A 445-nucleotide genomic window follows, 5' to 3' on the forward strand; every position below is an offset into this window, starting at 1 on the left:
TCCCAAGAGGTATCATATGCCCCCAATTTCTCATTCCGACAATAACCTGCCTGCCTATACCCAAAATAATTATATGCTTCTCTATACTTTGGTTCTTCCAGAGAAATATTTCGTCCATAATAATCCGAATAGCGGCTTAAATCCCCATATTTAAAATCAGACTTAGGCCATTTGTATCCTCTATCCTCCAAACTACAGCTAAAATTGGCATCACCGTCAGACATCAAAACCACATATGATTTCTGGCAACGGTATTTCACATTCGGCATCACAATTTGACTGACCAACTCGAAATAACGCGAGGTAGTCGGCGTACCTCCTTTGGCCTTAATACTTTTTACCCTCTTGGCAATCTCAGTTGCCGGTATGGTAAATCCTTTGTCATCAGGAGTATCGCTCCCACCGCTATTATTTAAAGTCTGCAATGCCCAGTTAAATGTACTAC

1 pseudogene is annotated in these 445 nt (G+C 41.1%); it reads right to left on the reverse strand.

From position 1 onward, the window contains the following. A pseudogene (locus ACTHUR_RS20995) lies at nt 1-445 on the reverse strand (PilC family type IV pilus tip adhesin); the annotation flags it as partial.

Source organism: Neisseria sp. P0021.S007 (assembly GCF_051956855.1).